At 64.1% G+C, this 19,927-nt stretch carries 17 protein-coding genes and 1 riboswitch; of the genes, 2 read left to right on the top strand and 15 right to left on the bottom strand.

Annotation, left to right across the window (positions count from 1 at the left end; translation table 11 throughout):
* Window positions 1-7 precede the first annotated feature (7 nt).
* From HV681_RS21670 to HV681_RS21645, 6 genes are all read right to left on the bottom strand, one after another.
* Window positions 8-1,147 carry a type 2 periplasmic-binding domain-containing protein gene (locus tag HV681_RS21670; protein ID WP_175124949.1) on the bottom strand — a complete coding sequence of 380 codons (1,140 nt, stop codon included), beginning with the start codon at window positions 1,145-1,147 and terminating at the stop codon, window positions 8-10.
* Entirely contained in the window at window positions 1,144-2,337 is a 1,194-nt protein-coding gene (locus HV681_RS21665) for a CaiB/BaiF CoA transferase family protein (protein WP_175124948.1), read from the bottom strand. Before HV681_RS21665 ends, HV681_RS21670 begins: the two co-directional genes overlap by 4 nt.
* Window positions 2,338-2,369: 32 nt before the next feature.
* Window positions 2,370-3,131, bottom strand: coding sequence for an SDR family NAD(P)-dependent oxidoreductase (locus tag HV681_RS21660; RefSeq protein ID WP_175124947.1), 762 nt, complete (start codon window positions 3,129-3,131; stop codon window positions 2,370-2,372).
* Entirely contained in the window at window positions 3,128-4,306 is a 1,179-nt protein-coding gene (locus HV681_RS21655) for an aldose 1-epimerase family protein (protein WP_175124946.1), read from the bottom strand. Before HV681_RS21655 ends, HV681_RS21660 begins: the two co-directional genes overlap by 4 nt.
* A 130-nt stretch (window positions 4,307-4,436) precedes the next feature.
* A complete protein-coding gene (locus HV681_RS21650; RefSeq protein ID WP_175124945.1) occupies window positions 4,437-5,351 on the bottom strand; it encodes a sugar phosphate isomerase/epimerase family protein in 915 nt (304 codons plus the stop codon).
* 31 nt (window positions 5,352-5,382) lie between these two features.
* Entirely contained in the window at window positions 5,383-6,474 is a 1,092-nt protein-coding gene (locus HV681_RS21645) for a Gfo/Idh/MocA family protein (protein WP_175124944.1), read from the bottom strand.
* Between the two features lie 225 nt (window positions 6,475-6,699).
* On the opposite strand from HV681_RS21645, the gene HV681_RS21640 reads away from it, so the two are divergent.
* Window positions 6,700-7,797, top strand: a complete 1,098-nt coding sequence (locus HV681_RS21640) for a LacI family DNA-binding transcriptional regulator (RefSeq protein WP_175124943.1) — start codon at window positions 6,700-6,702, stop codon at window positions 7,795-7,797.
* A 260-nt stretch (window positions 7,798-8,057) separates the two neighbouring features.
* Window positions 8,058-9,056: a tripartite tricarboxylate transporter substrate-binding protein gene (locus tag HV681_RS21635; RefSeq protein WP_175124942.1), complete on the top strand. Its 999-nt coding sequence runs from the start codon at window positions 8,058-8,060 to the stop codon at window positions 9,054-9,056.
* A 369-nt stretch (window positions 9,057-9,425) separates the two neighbouring features.
* Here the strand turns inward: HV681_RS21635 and HV681_RS21630 are convergent, their stop codons facing one another.
* The 9 genes from HV681_RS21630 to HV681_RS21590 form a co-directional block, all read right to left on the bottom strand.
* The gene (locus HV681_RS21630) at window positions 9,426-10,325 is read right to left on the bottom strand and encodes a DUF6708 domain-containing protein (protein WP_175124941.1); all 900 of its coding nucleotides are present in this window, start codon (window positions 10,323-10,325) and stop codon (window positions 9,426-9,428) included.
* Window positions 10,309-13,143, bottom strand: coding sequence for a toxin VasX (locus HV681_RS21625; RefSeq protein ID WP_175124940.1), 2,835 nt, complete (start codon window positions 13,141-13,143; stop codon window positions 10,309-10,311). The genes HV681_RS21630 and HV681_RS21625 overlap by 17 nt, the downstream gene beginning before the upstream one ends.
* A gap of 29 nt (window positions 13,144-13,172) precedes the next feature.
* Complete coding sequence (locus HV681_RS21620) at window positions 13,173-14,045, bottom strand: DUF4123 domain-containing protein (RefSeq protein ID WP_175124939.1); 873 nt, start codon at window positions 14,043-14,045, stop codon at window positions 13,173-13,175.
* 301 nt (window positions 14,046-14,346) lie between these two features.
* Entirely contained in the window at window positions 14,347-15,189 is an 843-nt protein-coding gene (metF, locus tag HV681_RS21615; protein WP_175124938.1) for a methylenetetrahydrofolate reductase [NAD(P)H], read from the bottom strand.
* 130 nt (window positions 15,190-15,319) lie between these two features.
* Entirely contained in the window at window positions 15,320-15,655 is a 336-nt protein-coding gene (locus HV681_RS21610) for a phage holin family protein (protein ID WP_056327402.1), read from the bottom strand.
* Window positions 15,656-15,778: 123 nt separating this feature from the next.
* Window positions 15,779-17,197: an adenosylhomocysteinase gene (gene ahcY / locus HV681_RS21605; RefSeq protein WP_175124937.1), complete on the bottom strand. Its 1,419-nt coding sequence runs from the start codon at window positions 17,195-17,197 to the stop codon at window positions 15,779-15,781.
* 100 nt (window positions 17,198-17,297) lie between these two features.
* Window positions 17,298-17,432, bottom strand: a riboswitch (S-adenosyl-L-homocysteine riboswitch).
* 61 nt (window positions 17,433-17,493) lie between these two features.
* Entirely contained in the window at window positions 17,494-18,540 is a 1,047-nt protein-coding gene (locus HV681_RS21600; RefSeq protein ID WP_175124936.1) for a glycosyltransferase family 4 protein, read from the bottom strand.
* Between the two features lie 158 nt (window positions 18,541-18,698).
* On the bottom strand, window positions 18,699-18,935 hold the full coding sequence (locus HV681_RS21595) for a DUF1289 domain-containing protein (protein WP_175124935.1): 237 nt from the start codon (window positions 18,933-18,935) through the stop codon (window positions 18,699-18,701).
* Between the two features lie 87 nt (window positions 18,936-19,022).
* Window positions 19,023-19,910 (bottom strand): alpha/beta fold hydrolase, encoded by an 888-nt coding sequence (locus HV681_RS21590; protein ID WP_175124934.1) that lies wholly within the window; start codon window positions 19,908-19,910, stop codon window positions 19,023-19,025.
* Between the last annotated feature and the right edge of the window lie 17 nt (window positions 19,911-19,927).

The raw sequence follows: 19,927 nt of genomic DNA, 5'->3' as shown, positions 1-19,927 counted from the left end.
GACATCCTTATTGCGGAGTGCTTGGGGTGGCGGCCAGGCTGGCCTCGAAACGCTCGGTCAGGCCGCGCGCCAATGCATGGGACGATGCGCCGGCGGCGACGCCATCGCGCAGGAACTGCGAGGCCTCGCTCTGAAAGGCGATGTAGCCGTCGTGCCGCGGCCGGATCGAGGCCGCTTCCAGCGTGCGGGCCGTGTTGGCGTAGAAGTTGCCGCTCGCCGCATTCACGTTTGCATCGGCCCAGCTGCCCCGATGGCTGGGCTGTCCGTCATGCTGCGGGATGAAGCGGCTTTGGGTCTCGGCTGCCAGCAACCACAACAGATGCGCGCGTAGCTCTGGTCCCACGATGCAGCGCTGCGATATCGCAATGCCGGTGCCGCCGAGGATCGACCCGGGCCGGCCAGCGTCGGCCTGGGGCGCGTCACGGAACGTGAGCGGCTTGGCGACGGCGGCGGTGGCGTAATTCACATAGCCATAGACCAGCGGGCAGAGCGTGATGTCGTCGCGCGCGCTCATGTGGCCAAGCAGCGCAATGGGGTTGTACGCCAGGGCGTGCGCGGGCGTGCGCCGCGCCAATTCGCTTAGCACGTCGCACGCGCCGACAAGCGTCGCCTCGTCATGCCAGGCGCCGTGCGGCCTCAGGTCGGTGTCGGGCGCGATGGCGGCGGCGATCGACAGCAGCGACAGAAACGGATGCGGTCCCCCCCAGCTGAGCGCGACCGAGCCGCTGCGTTGCGACAGCGTCATCACCTCATGCCATGTGCGCGGCGCGGGGCCGTCAAGCCGATCCGCGCGCGTGGCCATCACCTGCGTCGCAGCGTCCAGCGGCAGCGCCCATTGGCGGTCGGCCATGCGATAGCTGTCGTACGACAGTCCGATGCTGTCGCGTGCGATCCGCGCCAGCTCGTCGGGCGCGAACACGGTGTCCAGCGGCTGCAGGCAATCGTGCGCCAGGGCTTCGCCCAGATGCGGATGATCCAGCACCACCAGGTCATAGCGGGCGCAGAGCTCGGCAATCGGCGCCGACTCAAAGCCTTCGAGCGACTGCTTGTCCCAGTGCACCAGCGGCGTGTGGGCGGTCGCCGCGTGCAGCGCATTGAAGCCGCGCGGGTGATCCCAGGTCAGGCCCCGATAGGGTAGCTGGCTCATTCCGAGGCTCCACGCAACACCGCACCCGACGCCGCATGCGCGGCGATCTCGTTGTCGCTGAAGCCAAAATCACGCAGCACTTCGTCGGTGTGCTGACCGGTGAGCGGCGCACCGCGCACCACCTGGCTCGGCGTCTTGGAAAAGCGGATCGGAAAGCCTGGCGTCTTGATCCGGCCTTCGGTCGGATGGTCGTACTCGACGAACGTGCCGTTGTGCGCGATCTGCGGATCTTCGACCAGATCGGCATAGCCATACACGGGGCTGCACCAGATGCCGGCGGCATCCAGTTTGGCGAACCAGTCGGCGGTCGAAGCCTTGGCCAGCGTATCGCGCACCAGCGCGTAGATCTCGTCGCGCTTTTCCCAACCGTCGCGCTCGGTGTACGTCGCCAGGCGCGGCTCTTCGGTCACGCGCGCCAGCACGTTCATGTCGGGCATGGCCAGCGCCAGATACCCGTCGGTCGTCGCGAAGGTGCCGTAGGGCGCGCGGATGTACACGTGGGCATGCGGCTCGGCGCTGCGCACCTGCGGCTTGTGCCCCACGGTAAACACCGAGAGCTCCTGCATCTGGATCGTGGTGATGGCATCCAGCATGTTGACCTCGACCTTCTGGCCTTCGCCGGTGCGCTCGCGGTGCAGCAGCGCGGCCAGCACGCCTTCGAACGCGCAATACGCGGTGACGGCGTCGACCACATACTGGCCCGCCGCGCGCGGCGCCTCGCCGGCCCGGCCCGACGACAGCATCGCGCCCGACATCGCCTGCAGCAGCAGATCCTGTCCGGGACGCGTGGCATAGGGGCCGTCCTCGCCGAAACCCGACATCGATACATAAATCAGGCGCGGGTTCAGGGCCGACAGGGTCTCGTAATCCACGCCCAGGCGGCCGGCTACACCAGGCCGATAGTTCTGGATGAACACATCGGCCTGCGCCGCGAGCTTCTGGATGATCTCCTTGCCGCCGGCGCTCTTCAGATCGATCGCCAGCGAACGCTTGTTGCGGTTCAGCGAAAGAAACGACACGTTGATCTTGTTGCCCGTGATGCCGCCAGCGGGCGCGTGCCGCTGCCATTCGCCGGTGGGCGGCTCGATCTTGATCACGTCGGCGCCCAGGTCGCCCAGACGCTGCGCCGCGAACGGCCCCGCCATGGCGATGGAGCAGTCCAGAACCTTGTAGCCAGAAAGAATGCTCATTGCTTCTACCCTTTGCGTGGCGCCGATGCGCCTCAGTGCATGACCCAGCCGCCGTCCACCGCCAGCGTCTGTCCGGAAATGAAACCCGCCTCGTCCGAGGCCAGGAACAAGATGGCCGCGGCAATGTCGCCGGCGTGCCCCCGGCGCTTGACCGATTGGCGTTCGAGCACCATGCGGTTGTAGCCCTCGGGATCGGGATGGATCTTCTCGGCGTCGGTCGGAAACGCGCCCGGCGAAATGGCGTTGACCGTGATGCCCCACTTGCCGAACTCGCGGGCGAAGGCGCGCGTGGCGCCCACCATCGCACCCTTGGATTGCACGTAGGGCAGCAGGTTTTCCCAGCCGCCCGATAGGGTGATCGACGAGATGTTGATCACGCGGCCCCACTGCTGTTCGCGCATGCCAGGCAGTGCCGCGCGCACGATCTGCACGGCGGCCTCCACGTTGACACGGTGCACGCGCGCCAGCTCGGCATCGCTGTATTCCTCGAACGGGCGCGACGGATAGATGGCCGCGTTGTTGATGACCACGTCGATCGTGCCCTCGGCCGTCAGCCGCTCAAGGTGCGATTGCAGCGCGCTGGCGTCGGCAAGGTCGGCCTGCAGGATCTGAAGCTGGCCGGCCAACTGTGCCGGCACGGTGCTGCGCAAGCGATCGATATGCCCGGCGTGGTTGTCCAGCGCAATCACACGTGCGCCCGCTTCCAGCAGCGCAATCGTGGTGTCCACGCCAAAGCCGCCCGCGGCGCCCGTGTACAGCACGCGACGGCCTTGCAACGAGAAGCGCGCGCTCATGTGCGCCCCGCGATAGGCGCAAAGCGTCCCGACAACGGCGGATAGTCGGTCTCGGGCTGCACCGCGATTGCGCGGATACGAGCTTCGCAGGCCGCGATGTCGGCGGCCGAGCCCAGCACGCTGAACGTGGTGTCGTAGCGGCGCTCGTCGCCATGCTCGAGCCAGATGAGCTCGTTGCGCTCGCGCGCCGCGCCCTGGCCCAGCACATGGTTGGTGGAGGGCTCGATGCCCATCGCATACTGGCCGGATTGCAGGTTCTGCCATTGGTACTGGCAGGGGAATTGATGCTTGTAGGTGCTGACCTGCATGCCCAGGCCCAACGCGTCGTTCACCAGGGCGACCGGCACGCTGCCGTCGGCCGCGGCCGCCATCTCGTGCTGCCACACCTGCTCATGAAAGCCCAGTTGCGGCGCCGGCATGCGGCGGTAGCCCACGCCCTGCTTGCGGTAGTCCTGCTCGTGCGCGGCCCACACCACCTCGCGGATCGGCGCCAGATAGCGAGAGTCTGCATCCAGCACCGGATAGCCCAGGTTGATGTGGTAGCAGAGCATATGGGGCGTGCGGTAGAAGCCACGATTCACGACACGATCCGACAGCTTGATGTCGTTGGTGCCCACCTCGATCTCGATGCGGCGGTGCAGCTCGAGATGCTCGCCGAACACCGTGCCCTGGCTCACCACGCCCTCGGCCCACAGCACGCAGCGATCGCCGTCCCAGCGTTCGCCGTAACCGGTCAGCCGCGCGGGAATGGTGCCGACGCGGCCATGGATCGATTGCCTGGCCGTCTTGCGCGGGCCGTACACGTAGTTGTCGGCCGGTGCGTCGTACATGAACAGGATGTGGTCCAGCCCGCAGGTGATCATGAGCCCGGAAAACGACCGCATCCAGCCCAGTCCGCCCTCGCCTTCGTAGTCGTGCAGCCCGGGGTGGCGAAAGCCCGACGGCGATTGCCATCCCATGGCCATACCGCGATATTCGCAGTCGGCGATGTCCATCGCCCGATCCACCAGCACCGTAAAACGCAGGCCCGTGCCGCTGCGGAACTCCAGCATGCGGATACCGCGCTCCAGCCCGTCGTCCAGCGTCATCAGGCGTACGCCGGCAAACTGCGCAAGCTGTCCGGTGCGCGCCTCTACGTCGCGGCGCGTCATCCAGGTTCCGTAAATGTCAGGCATGAGTTCTCCCTGGCGGATGCGCGGACGCGCGTCCACCGGTGTCGGTGTTCGGAATCGTGTTCAAGAGGCGCGCCGCGGACGCTGTTCGTTGATGGCTTCGCGGCGCGCCGGTACTGCTTGGAGCGCCGGCCTACAGACCGTTCGCGCGCAGCCGCTCGTCGAGGAATTGCTTGGCGCGCGGCACGTCGTCTTCGGTCAGGTGTTCGATGATGATGGGAATGTTGGGGTGCTTCTTGGCCAGGCGCTGCAGGTACAGGTCGTAATTGAGCGCGCCCAGGCCCGGCGCCGGCAACTCGATCTCCCCGACCCCACGGAACGTATGGCTTTCCGCCGCGCTGTCGTCACCGATGTCGCTGTGCTTTTCCGACTTGTCATCGCCCGAACGCTTCACGTCCTTGGCATGCGCGATGCAGATCTTGTCGGAGAGCGCGTCAAACACCTGATTGAGCGTGCGGTCCATCTGGTCAATGTTGTGCGCTTCGAAGAAGTTCGTCGGGTCCATCAGAAGGCCCAGGCCCGGGTGGTCTACTTCAGCGAACATGCGCAGCGTTTCCTCGACCGACCCCACCACGTTGTTCACGTAGGTCTCCAGCAGGAACACCGCCCCATGGTCGTAGGCATGCTGCGACAGCTCGGCGATCACCGCGCGGCACTGGTCCCAGCCTTCCTCGGTCTTGTTCTTGGGGTGATGCACCCAGTCGCTTTCGGTGTCGAACGTGCCGGTTTCCGAGATCACGTAAGGCGAGCCCAACTGGCGTGCGTGCGTGAGGATCTCTTTCAGATAACCGTTGCGGCGTTGGCGCTCGGCGGGATCGGGATGCACGATGTTGGTGTAGGCCGAGATGCAGGACACCGGCAGGTTGTAGTTGCGGAAGGTGTCGCGGATCTGCGTGCATTTCTGCGCGGTCAGTTGCCCCGGGCCGAGTTCCATGTCCTTGAAATGCAGGTCCAGCTGCACGGTGTTGAAGCCGTGCGAGCGGATCACCTTGGCGGTGCGCTCCAGCTCATAGGGAAAGTAGCCCGAGAAGATTCCGGTCTGGATCATGATGGTTGTCTCCGTCTGTTTTTCTGTCTGGTTATTCAACAGCCGGCAGCCGTACCGTGCGGCCTTCGGCGATGGACGTGTACGCGGCCTCGACCAGCGCCATCGTGCGTACGTTGTCGGTCACGCTCAACGCAGGCTCGGTGCCGCTGGCCAGCGCGTACTGCAACTGCTCCATCACGCCGATGAAGGCATGCGGAAACCACATCGTGTCCCACGTGGGCGTCACCCAACGCCCGTCGGTATGGCCCTTGGCCGCGCGCGAGGCGTAGCTCAGGGTCGACGGCTCGCCGGTGGGCCAGCCGATGGTGCCGCGCGCGACGCCCTCGGTGCCTTCCACGCGCCAGCGGATGTGCTGGTCGTCGGGGTATCCCTCGGCCCGCGGACCCGACCACACGTCTTCGAGCGACAGCGCGAGCAGGCCGTTGCCAAAGCGCAGCGTGGTGCTCACCAGCCCATCCTGATGCGCGAACTCGGTGCGCGGATCGGGACGGGTGATGCTGGTGATCTCGGTGGGCTCGCCAAAAAGATAGCGCAGGGCATCGAGGTGATGCACGCTCATGTTCGAGAGCGTCAGACGGTCGTAGCCGCGCAGGAAGTCCTGCCAGTGCGGGATTGCGTGCATGTCTATCTGCGCGAACACCGGCGTGCCCAGCACGCCCTGGTCGAGCAGCTGCTTGAGCGTGCGCATCGACTGGTCGTAGCGCATATTCTGGTTCACCGACAGGATCTTGCCGGCGGCCCGGGCCTCGTCGCGCAGGGCGCGGGCTTCATCCAGCGACAGCGCGAGGGGCTTCTGCGCCAGCACGCCGCGCACGTGCGGGGCGCGCAATGCGGCGCGGATCAGCGCGGGCTGCTGGTCGGGCGGATACGCGATGTCCACGATCTCGATCTGCGGATCCGCGATCAGGGCCAGGGGGTCGTCATGCACACACGGGATGCCATAGCGTTCTGCAACCGCGGCCGCTTTGCTGCGGGTGCGTGACGCGATCGCCGCCACGGTGAAGCCGGCCTGCTGATAGGCCGCCAGATGGCACTCGGCCATGATCATGCCGGCGCCGATGCAGCCGATGCGAAAGCGCCGTTCGCGGACGGGGGGGTCGGGCACCAAGGTAGGGTTCGACATGTGCTCCTCCTGCCGGCCTGGTATGCACTGTCGACTGCCTGGCATCCTGCCGTGCTGTGTTTGATGTATTGAGCCGCGATATTCACATCAAAACAATCAGGGGTAAAGACGGTCGGCGCTCATAGCGCTGCTGCGTTACCTTTTTGATCTCGAATGATTGCAAATGATGGCTTATGATGGCCGCGCTGCCATCGTCCTGATGGTGTATTGAGAGCCTGATCCGCCATGCGCCCCACCATTTCCCTCATTGCCCGTGAAGCCGGCATGTCCACCGCGACGGTGGACCGGGTCCTGAACGACCGGGACGGCGTGCGCGGCAAGACGCGCGACCGCGTGTTGGCGATTGCCAATCGCCTGGGCTACTTCGTTCCGGGCGCCGAGTCCGCCAGTCAGGACGTGCGGGTCGATTTCGTCTTGCCCGCCGGCACCAACAGCTTCATGACCGCGCTGGGCCGGCACTTGCTCGAAGAAGCCGCTGCCCGCCCCGACGTGCAGGCCCGCCTGCATCTGATCGAGGGATTCGACGCCAACAAGCTCGCGAAAAAGCTCTACGAACTGCGCGAGCAGACGCAGGCGGTTGGCCTGGTCGGGCTGGACCATCCTCAGGTGCGCGACGCCATCATGGCACTGCGCGACAGCGGCGTGCACGTGAGCACCCTGGTGTCGGACATTCCGATCTCGGCGCGCCTGGGGTACGTGGGCATCGACAACCGCGCCGCAGGCCGCCTGGCCGCGCTATTGCTGGGCCGGTTTCTGCCGCAGCACACCGAACGCAAGGTCGCGGTGTTCGTGGGGTCATTGGCCTATCGCGGCCACGAAGAGCGCGAGATGGGCTTTCGCTCGCTGCTGAGCGAAGAGTTTCCGCACCTGCGCATCGCCCACACGCTCGAGATCGGCGACGACCGCGACCGGGCCTTTGCCGTCACGCAGGATCTGCTGCGCACAGACCCGCCGCACGCGATCTACAACATCGGCGCGGGCAATCAGGGCATCGCGCGGGCGCTGAAGGAGGCGCGGCCGGCCGAGGCATGGGCGGCCGACGCGTGGCCGGACGCGGCCCGGCCGATCGCGGCCCGGCCGATCGCGGCCCGCCCGGACAAGGCGTCCTCCGCCCCTCGCATCGTCTTCGTCGGCCACGACCTCACCGAAGCCACGCGCCGCCTGCTGCTCGATCGCACGATGGACGCCGTGATCGACCAGAATCCGCGCGTCGAGGCACGGGAGATCGTGAAGCTCCTGGTGGCGGCCGTGAAGGGCGCACCGGAACCCAGCTACCTGCCCCGGCTGCAGGTGATCTTCCGGGAAAACATTCCGGAGCCGTGATGGCCCGGCGCGGGCCCGGCCTGGAACCCGTGCGCGCGGTTCGCACCAGCCCGGGCCCAGGCAAAATCCAGCCCATCCGAGGCACTACACGCACGCTTTTTAGCGCTTCTGCCGGCAAGTCCACGTAAACCCTCCTTTCCGCACGCCGAAGCCCGGCTTGCGAAACCGCGAATTCCCAACCTCGCCCTTGTCGCGCCACACTGCCGATGCCTGCCCGCCATGCGCGGCATCGCGGGCCAAGAGACTACAAGGAGCGAGACATGTCCCACCGATACGCGCGCGCGATCCAGCGCGCCGCCTGGCCCGTGCTGGCCCTGTCCTGCCTGGCTGTTGGCAACGCCGGCGCGCAAGGAGCCTACCCGAATCACCCGATTTCGCTGGTCGTGCCGTTTGCCGCGGGCGGTCCCACCGACGTCGTGGCCCGCAGCCTGGGCGCCTCCATGGCCAAGACGCTAGGGCAGAGCGTCGTCATCGAAAACCGCACCGGCGCTGGCGGCACGCTGGCCTCGCAGCATGTGGCACGCGCAGCCCCTGACGGCTACACCTTCCTGATCCACCACAACGGCATGGCGACGGCTCCGGCGCTGTACCGCAAGCTGTCGTTCAATCCGCTGACCGACTTCTCGTATGTCGGCCAGGTCGCCGACGTGCCGATGACCCTGCTGGGCCGAAAGGACCTGCCGGCCGACGGCATGGCCAACTTCATCAAGTACGCCAAGGAAAACGGCAACAAGATCAACCTGGCCAATGCCGGCCTGGGCGCCGTGTCGCAGCTGTGCGGCATGCTGCTGCAGGAGTCGCTGGGCGTGCAGTTCACGACCGTGCCCTACGCGGGCACCGCGCCCGCCATGACGGCGCTGCTGGGCGGCCAGGTGGACGTGCTGTGCGACCAGACCACGCAGACCATCCCGCAGATCAAGGCCGAACGCGTCAAGCTGTACGGCGTCACAACCCAGGAACGCATCAAGACGCTGCCCGACGCGCCCACCCTGCAGGAAGGCGGCCTGAAGGATTTCGAGGTCAAGGTATGGCACGGTGTCTACGCCCCCAAGGGCACGCCGCCCGAGGCCATCAACAAGTTCAACGCCGCGCTTCGCGCCGCACTGAAGGACCCGGCTTTCACGCAGAAGATGGCCGAGCTGGGCGCCGAAATCGTGCCCGAAGCCAAGCAGACGCCTGAGGGCCTGCAGACGTGGCTGAAGTCTGAAGTCGACAAGTGGGGCGGGGTGATTCGCAAGGCGGGCGTGTACGCGGATTGAGGCATGTTGCGGCGCCCGGCTGGGCGCCGCGGCGGAACAAAACAAGGCCATCTCGGCAACGCCCGTGTGAAGGGATGCGTCTCCAAAGCGGTGGCCGTGTCGGAAAACACTTGATGCAGCCAGGGACGTTGGCGTTCGGAGGCTTCGTTCTAGGCGGTAGACCCGCGCTGGTTCACGATGACGCAGGCTTATGACGTCATCGCTTGAGCCTGTTCTAGGGGGGAAAACGGCCATCGCTTCGCAGCGGCGTTCCGCCAAAGCGCAGGCTCTGAGAGAGGCGCTTTATGTCAACACTACTTGGCACACGGCAAATTTCCGTTCGAATCAATCGGAGCATTTGCTGATAAGTTGGGCAGTTGGCGTGCGTTTCTAGTCAAATCCGCATAGCCGATCTATTTCCTCGGGGAATTGCGCAAAGGGCACGTTGTATTGAAGGAAGGCCTCGAAACTGTCTGGATAAGCTTCGATCACCAGCAAAATTAGCCAGAACGGAATGGTGATTGGGGCTATCAAGATGCCGTTGGGTTGAGAGAGCTTGTGCCGCAAGCCCATGTACCAATTCCGATACGGCTTGAGCGTTTCCTCTGCCCGGCTTAGTCGTGGGGCCAGCAAGGCAGGCTTGGGCAAACCCTCTGGTCCGTTTTCCATGAAAGAGAAAAGATAGGACCACAGCCCCTTCGCTGACTGATCTCCAGTAAAGAGGCCGAGATTGCCGCACGCGACGCACACCTCAGACGGCGGGTCCATGCTGTAGTCGACGCCGATTAGATAGAGAGGGTGTCTGCTGAAGTAGCCGTTTGCGGAAATGATGGGAATGTAGCCGGCTACCGCTTCCAGTTGATCCCAGGCAAGAACATGCGTCCGCTTCTGCCTTGGGTATACGAAGTAGAGTTTTCGCGTACCGCGGTGTACACGAACATATGCCCCGCGACTTTTATGCGTTCCGCCTGCGAAATAGAAAATCAAGGCCATGATCGTCAAGGTCGGAGATAAGGCGAGCATGATCATGATCTGTTCGCCGCTGATGTCCTCCACGCCAATTGCGATTACTCCCGCAAAGAACGCTACGATACTCACAACGATCGACATCGCAATAAAACTTGCGGCGCCCCCGTGCACGTAATTCGCGTACGTTTCGAGTTCAACGCAACTTTCGTTAGCGCGCCGAACGCCATCGGGTTTGGGGGGAACAGAAGCAGTACCCGCTCTGTCGAGTGGAGTGCCTCCGAGGCGAAGACTATTCGGCAGACGCTTAATATTTTTGTTCATTCGGGGGGCGTACAGACTCAAGCTTGGATTGATGGATCGGATCTCTAAACCAACCTCCCGATGTGAATTCCAAAGGCGCAGGCTCACCGGGCTGCCGAATTGCCAGAGTTGGATGTCGTTCTGGGTCGGGGAAGTAGAGATACTCCAGCGCCACTTCGGCGTCCTCATGCATGAAGATCGACCACCCGCATTCTTTGCCGGTCCCACCTAATCGCGAGACGACGCACTCGAGTTCATAGTTGACGGGACTCGTGCCGGGCGCATATGCAATGGGTCCGTCCACTTGAATCAGCTGCCTGCCCCGCATAGTTAGAGACAGTCTCGACTGAAATCGGTCCTCGAGATAATCAGTGTTATCGGGTAGCTGACAACTGATGCGAAGAGCACCTACCGCATATCCTGATGCGTTGGTCCATTCAGCTGTCAACCTTGGTCGATAAAGCATGCCGTGAACCACGTCCAATTCTTCAGCGTTGGAGTAATGACGGTCTTCCACTCCCCACGCACTGTGTTTGAGCCAGATCTCGACCGGACCGTGCTTGTTGACGTCAACACCGAAGGCGAATCCAAACAAGAACACCACCGCAATACCCGCCGCGATTGCCCATCCCGCAGGATTTAAGCCGAGCATGATTGCGGCACCTCCACCGACAAGGGAGGCTGCCGTAGCCGTCCCTCCCGCCCACATCGCGACAGTTATAACGCCGCCAGCTATCGCTGATCCAATCAACATTCCCGCCTGCTCAGGGTTGCCGTCACCAAACGCCTGGGCCGCCTTGATCAAGTCGGCAACTGCCGCCAGTCCTGCCGCTCCGGCTCCAAAGAGCGCAATGCCTCGCTTTGCTGCAATGACGGACGTCTGGAGCGCCAAAGCTGTGTTTCCCCGCCTCGTTGCACTGAATGAAATCATGGAAGTACCAATTTCTATGCCGGCGGCGACGACGGCGCTCGTCGCTCCAGTGAAGCTCACGTAATTGGCGGCAGTTTCGTCCGAATTCCTCAGGTTCTTCCAAGCGTTTGACAATGCATTCAACGCTAGAAGGCCACCCAGTCCGGTGAATAAGTTTCCGACTGGCGCTCGCAAGCGATTCAACATACTGATGAACGGGTTGCCCTCCATCCGAATTGCCCTGGACAGCGGCAGGGCCGACTTGTCCGTGGTCGCCTCGCCAATCTCGCGGTACGTGGTTTCACCCACCTTCACCCAGTCATAGACTGATGTCCTCTTGCCCGAATCTGCCTGACTGATCTTCGGGGACGGCATCTTCCACCCACGCAACCCGTCTTCGCCAAGCGTTTGATATCCTTGGAATTCATAAGCGGCTCGCTGCAGGTCGACGATCCCAACGTCGTAACGAACGATGGTGAAACCGGCTCTGACCTCCATCACATGCCGCAGACGTGGAACCAGTACATCCGCCACCTTGGTTTCCGGCAGCGCCTGCAACAACCCGATTAGCGCGTTGGACGCTGTGGTCAGCTGGTGCTGTTCCAACACCTTGTCCATGACGTTGAAAAGATTCTTGGCAATCTCGCCGGAGCTCGACTTCAGACGAGCAAGAAGCAGTTCACTGCCATTGGCCAGTGCGAGCCAGTAAGGGCTTTTATCGACGGGCAGATTGATCAGGTCGTGCAGTACCTGTATTCCATCTTTCGCGTGCACCAGACCGCCAATGCACTGCAGGACGGCGTCCTCATAGTCATGGGCGTTGTAGATCACGCCGCGATCAAAGCAACGCAGCGCCTTGCCCAGCAACCGCGAGGGGTCGATAAGGCGAACCCACGCAACGGAATCCGCTACCGCTGCTGCAATAGTGCGGTCGAACGCTTCGATTTCCTTGGCGTAGACGCCGGGGAATGACATGGCGCCGCTGTAGTTCACCAAGTTTTGCTGCCGCGTGATCGTGTTGGCGACGTCTGGGTTTCCACCTGCCTCTTTCTTCATCGCCTCGAAGTAATTGCGGATGAGCGTTGCGCTCTGCAATTTGTGCGCGTTGCGTCCGGCGTATTCCGTCTTGCGGGTCACGGAATGGGTAATCCGATAATGAAGCTCGCTGGCGATCCCGATCGGATCCTGCAACGCAACCACCAGGGGCGTGAAGTCCTTGCGTGGCAGCAACGCGAGGTACATGTTGGCCAGGATGTTGTGGTGGTTTGGCGCCTTTTCCGAGAACTGGATTTCGCTCCAGTCGAACGGCTTGGGCGCACCATGTCCGGATGGCGAGACGAGTTCCCGTGCGGCCTCGCCCAGCAGCGTCGCGTCGAAGATGTGTTCTTGGTACGCATTGCCCGCAGGCCTGCACTGTGTGCTCAATGCATCGCGAAGGCCGCCGTCATTGGTCTCGATGGCCCACAACGTGCGGTGGGACAGCAGCGTGTCGCTCACCAGGATGTGTACGGTTTCGGCAGTCTTTGCGTCCGGCGCGAAGAGATACGTCTGAGCACCCACCGTATCGGGCCGGCTGAGCCGGCCCGGCGTGGCATCGGCGTCGTCCGCATCACTCCACCAGATACGGGCGAAGCGGACGTCTTCGGTGACTTGGTAATGCTGCGTCCACATGCGCCCATTCTGGAAGTGGAAGAGGTAGACGTAAGTGCCCGGACGCAATGTGCGCAATCCGTACGCTTTGCCCGCCGTGAGCGTGGGATAGCCCTCAATGTTCAGGCGGGGAAACACCTCCCTGTCCCACGCGTAATCGGCAATGCCATAGCGCAGCGGATACAGGGGCACACCGCGTTCGCAGGGCGGTGGGGAGATGGCTTTGCCCAGGCGTTTTTCATTCGGGCGAATGGAACCCAGCGCCTTTTTGTAGTTCACCGCTTTGCAGTCCACCTGATGAGGCTCCTTTACCGCGCCACAAGGGTCGAGAGCCGCGCTTCGGCGTCCACCAACCGCTGTTTTCCCGGAATGTGCCGGCTGGTCAGCATTTCGCGAAGCGCGTTGTCTGTGGAGAAAAACGCTTGCGGGTAGCGAAAGCGCAGATCGACGTAGCGGCGAACGTCGCGTTCCAAGGTGAGTGCGAGTTGATCGGCCGCCTCGTGCACGAAGAGGTCGATGCAACGCCACAGAACTGGTTCATTCTTTGGATCGTCGTAGGCCGGCGTTCGCTGGCGAACACTGCGCGCGCAGTCACGCATGAACCACGCGAGGCTGGCCTCGTCGAGTGAGATCTCATCGGCTTTCGTCAAGGCGATGGGCTCGTCCAGCGCGGTTGTGGCTTGCCCCGGGAAGGGAGAGTCCGCAACCAGCCATTCGCCCTGATGCGGGTTGCCCGCGTACCAGATGAAACGTTGAATGGGGCCGAACAGCCTGGCCAGGGCGTGCGCGTTCAAGCCTTCACAGAACTCTTCAAGCGCCCGCGCGCCGTTAAGGCTGAAGCTGATCGGAAGTCCGTCTGAACCCGTCAGTTGATGCAACTGTTGCAGATGGGCGACCAGGGTGTCGTCATCGTCAGAGGCGAGCAGGATGATCCCCGTTTGCTGACGGAACCAATGGTCAAGGGCGTGAGTGAACAAGGCCTCGTCGAGGGGCACGAGCAGGGGACCATGGCGATAGCCTGGGTTGCGGTACTCCCGAGGCGTGTCGCGCCACACCCACCGGTGCTCGAATCCCCTTGTGATTCGCAGAACGTCGCTTTCGAGTGTGTCGCTGCGGGCGCCGTCCAGAAAAAGCCAGGGGCGGATACCGTGTTCCAGCGAGGTCCAATCCGGACATGCCAATGTACTTACCACCCGACGCGTCCATCTGGACGCCTCGGCCGTCAAATCAGTCGCCGCTCCCGCCATGTGAGTTTCACTCGTTGATTGAACGAAAAGTCGTTCAATCTAAGGCGGGGCCGCCCCCTTGGACATATGAATACTTCGAAACTGCTGAGGAGCGGGTCTGAGTTACCAGCAAAAAAATCCCCACGCAGCGTAACGCTTCGTGGGGATCGATCTGACCAACTTATTAAGACCGGGGAAGACGCCGGCCTTTTACGACGGCAGCCAGCGGTATTCCCGCCGCCGTGCAACCGACCGCTTACACCGTCAGTTCCTTCCAGATCGCCAGCGGCGCTTCGGAATTGTTCAGCGTGTAGAAATGCAGGCCGGGCGCGCCGTTGTCCAGCAGCGTCTGGCACAGCTCGGTCACAACGTCCACGCCGAAGGCGCGGATGGAGGCCTTGTCGTCGCCGAATTCGGCCAGGCGCAGGCGGATCCAGCGCGGGACTTCAGCCCCGCACATCTCCGAGAACCGAAGCAGCTGCGTGTGGTTCGTGATGGGCATGATGCCCGGCACGATCGGCACGTTCACGCCCTTGGCGCGGGCGCGGTCGACGAAGTCGAAATAGGCGTCGGCGTTGAAGAAATACTGCGTGATGGCGGCATCGGCGCCGGCCTTCACCTTGGTCACGAAATGGTCCAGGTCGGCCGACGGATTGGCGGCCTGGGGGTGCATTTCGGGATAGGCGGCCACTTCGATGTGGAACCAGTCGCCGGTTTCCTTGCGGATGAACGACACCAGTTCGTTGGCGTAGCGCAGTTCGCCCGCGTCGCCGCCCATGCCCGAGGGCAGGTCGCCGCGCAGGGCCACCACGCGCCGCACGCCCTCGTTCTTGTAGGCCTGCAGGATGTCGCGCAGATCCTGGCGCGACGCGCCCACGCACGACAAGTGCGGCGCCGCATCGCAGCCCAGATTGCGCAGCGTGCGCACCGCGTCGGCCGTGCCGGCGCGCGTGGAACCGCCCGCGCCGAACGTCACGCTGACGTACTTGGGCTGGATGGCCAGCATCTGCTTGGCCGCACGCACCAGACGCTCCTGGCCGGCCAGATCACGCGGAGGAAAGAATTCCAGACTAAAAGCAGGAGAGTTCGATTCGGACATATCAATCTTTTTATGGCGCCAAGCGCCGCTTAGGGCAGGTGCGGCCCCCGCGGGGTGCCGCGGATCCGGGCTCCGCCGGTCCGCAGGCACGCCCCTGGGGGAAGCGCGCAGCGCTCGGGGGGGCTCTACCCTACGGGATCAGCTTGGTCAGGAGACCGGAAATGATGCTGTAGAGGATGGCGCCGCCCACGGCCCACCAGAACCCGTTGACCTGGAAGCCCTTGAGCACGGAGCCCACGAACCAGAACAGCAAGGCGTTGATGACGATGAGGAAGAGCCCAAGGGTAACGATCGTGATGGGCAGCGTCAGCAGCACCAGGACCGGCTTGACCAGCATGTTCACCAAGCCCAGCACCAGCGCGGCGATCAGCGCCGAACCGAAACTGGCCACCGTGATGCCGGGCAGCAGGTAGGCAACGGCCAGCAAGGCCACTGCGTTCAGGATCCAGACGAGTATCAGTGTCACCATGTTCGAACTCCTGTATTGACGCTCCGCGGACCCGTCGGCGCCGGGCGGCGACGGGCGTGACCCGCAGACCGGAAAACCCGCGCCGACATGGCGCGGAATTTTCCTATTGTGCTACATCCATCAATAGCGGTAGTGGTTGGGCTTGTAGGGGCCTTCGACCGGCACGCTGATGTAGTCGGCCTGGTCCTTGCGCAGGGTCGTCAGCTTGACACCCAGCTTCTTCAGATGCAGGCGGGCGACCTTCTCGTCCAGGTGCTTGGGCAGCACGTAGACTTCGCCGGACTTGTAGGCGTCGTTGCGCGTGAACAGTTCGATCTGGGCGATCGTCTGGTTGGCGAACGAGGACGACATCACGAACGAGGGGTGGCCGGTGGCGCAGCCCAGGTTCACGAGACGGCCCTGCGCCAGCAGGATGATGCGCTTGCCGTCCGGGAAGATGACGTGGTCGACTTGCGGCTTGATCTCTTCCCACTGGCAGTCGGCCAGCGCAGCGACGTCGATTTCGTTGTCGAAGTGGCCGATGTTGCAGACGATGGCCTGGTCCTTCATGGCGTTCATGTGCTCACGCGTGATCACATGGTAGTTGCCGGTGGCGGTGACGAAGATGTCGCCGTGGGCGGCGGCTTCTTCCATCGTCACGACCTTGAAGCCTTCCATGGCGGCCTGCAGGGCGCAGATCGGGTCGATTTCGGTGACCCACACTTGCGCGCGCAGCGCGACCAGCGCCTGGGCGCAGCCCTTGCCCACGTCGCCGTAGCCGGCCACAACCGCGATCTTGCCGGCGACCATGACGTCGGTGGCGCGCTTGATGCCGTCAACCAGCGATTCGCGGCAGCCGTACAGGTTGTCGAACTTGGACTTGGTGACCGAGTCGTTGACGTTGATGGCGGCAAAGGCCAGCTCGCCCTTTTGCGACATCTGATACAGACGATGCACGCCGGTGGTGGTTTCTTCGGTCACGCCCTTGATCAGCGCCAGGCGGGTCGAGTACCACTTGGGATCGCGCTTCAGGGTTTCCTTGATGGCGGCGAACAGGATGCGCTCTTCATCGCTACCCGGGTTGGCCAGGACCGAGATGTCCTTTTCAGCCTTGGTGCCCAGATGCAGCATCAACGTGGCGTCGCCGCCGTCGTCGAGGATCATGTTGGCGTTCTGGCCATTGGGCCATTCGAAGATCTTGTGGGTGTACTGCCAGTACTCTTCCAGCGTCTCGCCCTTGACGGCGAAGACCGGGGTGCCGGACGCGGCGATGGCGGCGGCGGCGTGGTCTTGCGTGGAGAAGATGTTGCACGAGGCCCAGCGCACTTCGGCGCCCAGCGCCACCAGCGTTTCGATCAGCACGCCGGTCTGGATGGTCATGTGCAGGCTGCCGGCGATGCGCGCGCCCTTGAGCGGCTGCGATGCGGCGAATTCCTCGCGGATGGCCATCAGGCCGGGCATTTCGGTTTCGGCGATGGCCAGTTCGCGGCGGCCCCAGCCGGCCAGCGACATGTCGGCGACGAGGTAGTCGGAAAAGGATTTATCAGTCACAGCGTTCATGGTGTGTAGGCTCCACGTGAAATACGAACGGCGCACGAGATGGCCGGACAACGCGAATACACCACGACAGTCGAGTGCTCGCCTTTCCCGCCATACGCGACAAAGGTGAGCGCCGTTGCTGTAGCGACGCGCGGGGCGCGGCGCTTGAACAAGGATTCCTGAGCCTGGCGAGCCGGGGTCCGCATGGGTAAGACACATGGGGGACCGCAGGGTCGTCGCAACGCTCCTCAGGATTGCCGGGCATTGTACAAGGTTGGCGCGCCGCGCGGTTAGCAAATCCGGGCGGCGCGCGTGTTTCAGGTGGTGGTCGCCCAGTCGCTAGCCGCGCCGCGCGAATCGCCCTGGGTCAGCGGCACCAGCGCGTCCAGCAGATCCGAAGCGACCGAATCCCAGCTGCGGGTCAGCGCCTGCGCGCGCACCGCGTCCCGGTGCAGCGGCAGCGCGGCCAGGCAGGCCCGCTTCAGATCGTCGTCCAGCCGGCCCGTCACGCCCTCCTCGACCACGGCAAGCGGCGCCTCGCTGCGAAAGGCCGCCACCGGCGTGCCGCAGGCCATGGCCTCCAGCATCACCAGCCCGAAGGTGTCGGTCAGGCTGGGAAAGACGAACACGTCGGCCGCCGCGTAAAAGCCGGGCAGCGCACCGTCCTGCTGCATGCCCAGGAAGACCGCGTCCGGAAAACGCTTCTTCAGGCGGGCCTCGTCAGGTCCTGCGCCCACCACCACCTTGCTGCCCGGCAGATCCAGGGACAGGAAGGCATCCAGGTTCTTTTCCTTGGCTACGCGGCCCACGCTCAGCCAGACCGGCCGGGGCAGGTCCTGGAACGCCTGGCTGGCCGAGGGCTGGAACTTGCGCGGATCGACCCCGCGCGACCAGACGCGCAGATTCGCCAGGCCACGCCGCACCAGGATGTCGCGCACCGTGGGGGTGGGCACCAGCACGCATTGCGATGGCCGGTGGAACCAGCGCAGGTAGCGCCACGGCAGCGCAGCAGGAATGCCCATGCGCGCCTGCAGGTAGTCCGGAAACATGGTGTGGAACGACGTGGTGAAGCGCCATCCCCGCCGCATCGCCATGCGCCGGGCCGCCAGCCCCAGCGGGCCTTCCGTGGCGATGTGCAGCGCATCGGGGATGGTGTCGCCCAGGATGCGGCGCAGTTGCCGGCCGGGTTGCAGGCACAGCCGCAGATCGGGTTCGGAGGGCGCGGGGATGGTTCGGCTGCCCTCGGGGCTGACCACGATCAGCTCGTGGCCCCAGTCGCTGAGGATCTGCCGCATGGTCGACCAGGTGCGGACGACGCCGTTGACTTGCGGATGCCAGGCATCCGTGACGAGAACGATGCGCATGATGGAGCCGGAAGTGGGCAATGGCGCTATTCAGCCTGCGCCATGTGACAAGCCCAAGACGGGGACGCAAGCGCGCGGCTTCGCGTCTTTAACGTGGCTTCAATGGGGATGGCGGCGCGGTCATGCCCAGGCGCGGCGGCGCGTCAGTGCGCAGCGCGTCAGTTGTTACGCCGCGGATACCCTTGCGACTTGATGCGGATCCAGACTTCGCGCTTTTCTTCTTCCGACATGAACACCCAGTTGGCGACTTCCATGGCAGTGCGCCCACATCCGCGGCAGATGTCGTCAAACAGCGTGGAGCACACCGCCACGCAGGGTGAATCCGACGCTTTGAAGGCGCGCTGGGCGTCCTCGGCGTCGGGCAATTCGGAAAGATCGGCGAAGTAACGATTCATGGGCCGAAGGTTAACACCAGGGGTGCGTCCCTTTTTGGATAGCCCTATCGCCTGCCGAGGCTTGATTGACAGGCGGTGCGCCCCCCTTCATCGCCAGCCGAAGAAATTTCCGGCTTCGGCCAGCACGGCGTCCGGCGTTTCCTCGGCCAGATAGTGCGCGCCGGGCAGCGGGCCGCCGGTCACGTCGTCGGCCACCGCGCGCCATAGGGCCAGCACATCGAAGTTTCGGCCCACGGCGCCGCGCTCGCCCCACATCGCGCGCACCGGCATGCGCAGGCGCTCGCCCGCCGCGCGGCCGGCCTTGTCGTGGTCCAGGTCGATCGTGGCGGACGCGCGGTAGTCTTCGCAAATGCCGGTTGCCCAGCCGGGTTGGCGCGCGGCGCGTTCGTATTCGGCCATGGCCTCAGCCGAAAAATGCGCCAGTCCGCCCGGCCGACCGCCCATCACGGACCGCAGATAGAAGACGGGATCGTGCTCGATCATCGTTTCCGGCGCCGGCGCCGGCTGGATCAGCCAGAACCAGTGGAAATAGGCCTGCGCAAAGGCGCGCGTCGTGCCTTCATACATATCCAGCGTGGGCGCGATGTCCAGCAGCATCATGCGCGAGACGGCCTCGGGGTGGTCCAGCGCCAGCCGGTGCGCGACGCGCGCGCCGCGGTCATGCGCCAGGATCTCGAAATGGTCATGGCCCAGACCGCGCATCAGCGCCACCATGTCTGCCGCCATGGTGCGCTTCGAATGCGCGGCGTGATCGGCACTGGCAGCGGGCTTCTCGCTGTCGCCATAGCCGCGCAGGTCGGCAGCCACGCAGGTCCGATGACGCGTCAGTTCGGGCCAGACGCGGTGCCAGATGGCGTGGGTCTGCGGATGGCCGTGCAACAGCAACAGGGGCGGACCCGAGCCGTCGATGCGCGCGGCGATCTCCACGCCGTTGGCCCGAAAGCGCCGCACCGGCAGGTCGAAAAAGGCGGTCATCTGCGTCATCTCCTTTG

This window comes from Achromobacter animicus, from assembly GCF_902859585.1.
Lineage (GTDB): Bacteria > Pseudomonadota > Gammaproteobacteria > Burkholderiales > Burkholderiaceae_B > Achromobacter > Achromobacter animicus.
This window is presented reverse-complemented; position numbering and strand designations above follow the sequence as displayed.

Bases quoted from the DNA above. Each gene is read 5' to 3' on its own strand.
- HV681_RS21670 (WP_175124949.1), bottom strand. From the start codon at position 1,147: ATGAGCCAGCTACCCTATCGGGGCCTGACCTGGGATCACCCGCGCGGC.
- HV681_RS21665 (WP_175124948.1), bottom strand. From the start codon at position 2,337: ATGAGCATTCTTTCTGGCTACAAGGTTCTGGACTGCTCCATCGCCATG.
- HV681_RS21660 (WP_175124947.1), bottom strand. From the start codon at position 3,131: ATGAGCGCGCGCTTCTCGTTGCAAGGCCGTCGCGTGCTGTACACGGGC.
- HV681_RS21655 (WP_175124946.1), bottom strand. From the start codon at position 4,306: ATGCCTGACATTTACGGAACCTGGATGACGCGCCGCGACGTAGAGGCG.
- HV681_RS21650 (WP_175124945.1), bottom strand. From the start codon at position 5,351: ATGATCCAGACCGGAATCTTCTCGGGCTACTTTCCCTATGAGCTGGAG.
- HV681_RS21645 (WP_175124944.1), bottom strand. From the start codon at position 6,474: ATGTCGAACCCTACCTTGGTGCCCGACCCCCCCGTCCGCGAACGGCGC.
- HV681_RS21640 (WP_175124943.1), top strand. From the start codon at position 6,700: ATGCGCCCCACCATTTCCCTCATTGCCCGTGAAGCCGGCATGTCCACC.
- HV681_RS21635 (WP_175124942.1), top strand. From the start codon at position 8,058: ATGTCCCACCGATACGCGCGCGCGATCCAGCGCGCCGCCTGGCCCGTG.
- HV681_RS21630 (WP_175124941.1), bottom strand. From the start codon at position 10,325: ATGAACAAAAATATTAAGCGTCTGCCGAATAGTCTTCGCCTCGGAGGC.
- metF (WP_175124938.1), bottom strand. From the start codon at position 15,189: ATGTCCGAATCGAACTCTCCTGCTTTTAGTCTGGAATTCTTTCCTCCG.
- ahcY (WP_175124937.1), bottom strand. From the start codon at position 17,197: ATGAACGCTGTGACTGATAAATCCTTTTCCGACTACCTCGTCGCCGAC.
- HV681_RS21600 (WP_175124936.1), bottom strand. From the start codon at position 18,540: ATGCGCATCGTTCTCGTCACGGATGCCTGGCATCCGCAAGTCAACGGC.
- HV681_RS21595 (WP_175124935.1), bottom strand. From the start codon at position 18,935: ATGAATCGTTACTTCGCCGATCTTTCCGAATTGCCCGACGCCGAGGAC.
- HV681_RS21590 (WP_175124934.1), bottom strand. From the start codon at position 19,910: ATGACCGCCTTTTTCGACCTGCCGGTGCGGCGCTTTCGGGCCAACGGC.